Genomic DNA, 3,378 nt, shown 5'->3' with positions numbered 1-3,378 from the left:
GGACGCCCAGCGGGCCAGTGCCTCGTACACCACCGGGTCCAGCCGCAGCAGGACCTGTTTGCGCTCGGGCGGGGGCGTCACTGGTAGAGGGTGCCCGTGTTGAGGACCGGCTGTGCCGAGCGGTCGCCGCAGAGCACCACCATCAGATTGGACACCATCGCCGCCTTCCGCTCGGGGTCCAGTTCGACGATGTCGCGCTCGGTGATCCTGGCGATCGCCTCCTCGACCATGCCGACCGCGCCTTCCACGATCAGCCGCCGGGCCGCGACCACCGCGCCGGCCTGCTGGCGCTGGAGCATCGCGGACGCGATCTCGGGGGCGTACGCGAGGTGGGTGAAGCGGGATTCGATGATGTGGACACCCGCCGCGTCGACCCGGGCGCGCAGCTCGACGGCCAGCTTCTCGGTGATCTCCTCCGCGTTGCCCCGCAGCGAGAGCCCGTTCTCGTCGTGGGCGTCGTAGGGGTACTCGATCGCGATGTGCCGTACGGCGGCTTCCGTCTGGGTGGAGACGAACTCCAGGAAGTCGTCCACCTCGAACAGCGCCTGCGCGGTGTCCTCGACCTTCCAGACGACGACGGCGGCCAGCTCGATGGGGTTGCCGTAGGCGTCGTTCACCTTGAGGACGGCGGTCTCGTGGTTGCGCACCCGGGTCGAGATCTTCTCGCGCGAGGTGAGCGGGTTGACCCAGCGCAGTCCGTCGGTGCGGATCGTGCCCCGGTAGCGGCCGAAGAGCTGGACGACCCGGGCCTCGCCGGGCGCGACCATGTTCAGCCCGCCCATCGCGAAGAAGGCCGCGCCGATGACGAGGGCGCCGCCGATGATCAGCGCGACCTTCAGCCCGGTCCCGCCGGTGATGGCGCCGGTGACGATGAGGACGACCCCGACGGCGAGCCCCAGCAGCCCGAGCAGCAGGGCGAGCCCGCCGCCGATGCTGTGGGCGGGGACTTCGCGTACCTCTGGCCGTGGCATCTCCGGTACGTCATGGGCCGTGGCGCCGGCGTCGGCATGGGACATGATGTTTCCCCGTCCTGGGTGTTAGCGGCAGATTTGTCCCGTTCGGTCAGGACGCTCAACCTGCTAGCAATGTGATTACACATTAAATCAGGCCGCAACCCTCCGCACCTGTCGTGAGTCGGTTCCTCAAGACAGGGTGCTGATTGTCACGTCCGTAAAGTCCGGATCGGTGAACTTTTGTCATACCGGCCGGTGTTAGCTTTCTGAGTTGCTTCCGGTCAGTTCCGGCAAGCGACACCACAAGGCGGCAGGTCAGGTCCAAAGCGGCATCAAAGGATCAAGGCCGTCCCAGTGGCCCAAGCGGAACCAGCGGAACCAGCGGAACCAACGGAACCAACGGACCCAAGCTGTACCACCGGACCAAGGCAGCACCGCCGGGCGAATACGGCACCGGCGGGACAGAGACCGAAGAGCGGAGCGGAACAAGCGATGGGCCGAGCGGAAGCGCGACGAGCGCGGGGGCGCGAAACGCGCCGGGGCAAGAAGGCCGCCCCCACGGGTATACGGCGCTTCTTCACCTGGAAGAAGATGCTGGGCGCGTTCCTCGGCTTCTGCCTGCTCGTCATCGGCACGTTCTTCGTGATCTATCTGATGGTCCCGGTGCCGAAGGCCAACGCCGAGGCCGAGTTGCAGAGCAATGTCTACAAATACAGCGACGGCACGATCCTCACCCGCACCGGCAAGGTGAACCGCGAGATCCTCGGTCTGGAGAAGATCCCCAAGGACGTCCAGTACGCCTTCGTCGCCGCCGAGAACAAGACCTTCTTCAAGGACCACGGCGTCGACTTCAAGGGCACCACCCGAGGTCTGCTCAACACCATCACCGGCAAGGGCAAACAGGGCGGCTCCACCATCACGCAGCAGTACGTCAAGAACTACTACCTGGACCAGGACCAGACGGTCAGCCGCAAGCTCAAGGAACTGGTGATCTCGCTCAAGGTCGACCAGAAGAAGTCGAAGAACGAGATCCTCGCCGGGTACATGAACACCAGCTACTACGGACGCAGCGCCTACGGGATACAGGCAGCCGCCCAGGCGTACTACGGCGTCGACGCCGAGAAGCTGACCGTCGGCCAGGGCGCCTATCTGGCCGCCCTGCTCCAGGCCCCCAACCAGTACGACTGGGGGGTCGCCACCGACACCGGCAAGAAGCTGGTGACCGACCGCTGGCACTACGTCCTGAACAACATGGTCGAGGAGGGCTGGCTCGAGGACTCCGTCCGCGCGTCGATGACCTTCCCGGAGCCCAAGCCGCCCAGGGCCGCCCCCGGCATGGGAGGCCAGATCGGCTATCTCGTGGAGGCGGCCAACGCCGAGCTGGAGCGCCAGGGCATCAGCGAGGAGGACATCAGGGCCGGCGGCTGGACGATCACCCTCAATGTCGACCCGAAGCGCCAGAAGGCGCTGGAGAAGGCCGTCGACAGACAGCTGGAGGCCAAACTCGACCGCCAGGGCGACAAGAAGGACGCCACCGTTCAGGCGGGCGCGACCTCCGTCGACCCCGAGACCGGCGCGGTCGTCGCCCTCTACGGCGGTGTCGGCGCCACCGAGCACTGGCTCTCCAACGCCACCCGCCGCGACTACCAGCCCGCCTCCACGTTCAAGCCCGTCGTCCTCGCCTCCGCCCTGGAGAACGACTCCGAGACCCAGGACGGCCGCCGGATCGGCCTCAACACGCTGTACGACGGCACCAGCAAGCGCAAGGTCGTCGGCAGCGATGTCCCCTTCGCGCCGGAGAACGAGGACGACCGGGACTACGGCAAAGAGATCACCGTACAGAAGGCGACCAACAGTTCGGTCAACGCCGTCTACGCCCAGATGATCGTGGACGTCGGCTCGCCCGAGACCAAGGAGACAGCCCTCGATCTCGGGATGACCGACGGACCGGGCTGGCCCGAGCAGCCGGCCATGTCGCTCGGCACGATGGGCGCCTCCACCTGGGACATGGCCGGGGTGTACGCGACCCTCGACAACCACGGCAAAAAGGTCACCCCCCGGATCGTGAAGTCCGCCGAGCACCAGGTCCGCAAGGCCGAGCTGAAGAACCCGATCGGCGACCAGGCCATCAGCCGGGGGAGCGCCGACACCGTGACCCGGGCCATGGAGGGCGTCGTCAGGGAGGGGTCGGGCCGTAACGCGGCGGGCGACTACGACGCGGCGGGCAAGACCGGTACGTCGGAGAACAACCGGTCGGCCTGGTTCGTGGGCTACACCCCCAAGCTGGTCACCGCCGTGGCGCTGTTCGGCGAGAAGGCCGACGGCACCGGCCAGGTCACCCTCACCGACACCGTCGACAAGGGCCGCCGGGCCAACGGCGGCGGTGTCCCGGCCAAGATCTGGAAGGACTACAACTCCAAGGCCC

At 67.1% G+C, this 3,378-nt stretch carries 2 protein-coding genes; one reads left to right on the top strand and one right to left on the bottom strand.

The genetic code is table 11. The annotated features are described in order from the left end of the window. Positions 1-77 precede the first annotated feature (77 nt). Positions 78-1,016 (bottom strand): SPFH domain-containing protein, encoded by a 939-nt coding sequence (locus ACWF94_RS36825; RefSeq protein WP_453499000.1) that lies wholly within the window; start codon positions 1,014-1,016, stop codon positions 78-80. Positions 1,017-1,445: 429 nt separating this feature from the next. Here ACWF94_RS36825 and ACWF94_RS36820 point away from each other — a divergent pair. After that, positions 1,446-3,378 (top strand): transglycosylase domain-containing protein (locus ACWF94_RS36820; protein WP_453498998.1); only part of this gene is annotated, 1,933 nt, incomplete at its 3' end.

The sequence above is a fragment of the Streptomyces sp. NPDC055078 genome (assembly GCF_053607985.1).
Note: the sequence above shows the minus strand (reverse complement) of the source record. Positions and strands in the feature narration are given on the sequence as shown.